The organism is Collinsella aerofaciens (assembly GCF_018785265.1).
Lineage (GTDB): Bacteria > Actinomycetota > Coriobacteriia > Coriobacteriales > Coriobacteriaceae > Collinsella > Collinsella aerofaciens_AI.
Window position 1 is genome coordinate 1 of the sequence record NZ_WQPK01000059.1, and the last position, 309, is coordinate 309.

The window sequence follows — 309 nt, forward strand, 5'->3', positions numbered from 1 at the left end:
CCAGGCCGCGCCCGCCGCCGTGAGCGCGGCGAACGCGAGCGCGCAGACCGCAAGGCCCGCCAGTGTGAGCATGCCGTCCGCCGCGAGCGCCCCGCCGAGCGCCACGTCCGCCGCGAGTGGCTCGCCGCTCGGCAGCACGGGGATGAAGCTCGTGGGGATGACCATGCTCGCCGACGGCGGAAAGAGCTGCGGCAGCGGCATCAGCGACCAGGCGAAACCACCCATGAGCTGCGCGGCGAGCGGGCAGAAGATGCCCGCGAGCATGCCGAGCCGCGCCGTGAGGAAGAGCCCTGCGGGGATCATCCACGC

Annotated in this window: 1 pseudogene; it reads right to left on the reverse strand. The window is 74.1% G+C overall.

The features are described 5' to 3' along the window. A pseudogene (locus GPK42_RS09895) lies at window positions 1-309 on the reverse strand (hypothetical protein); the annotation flags it as partial.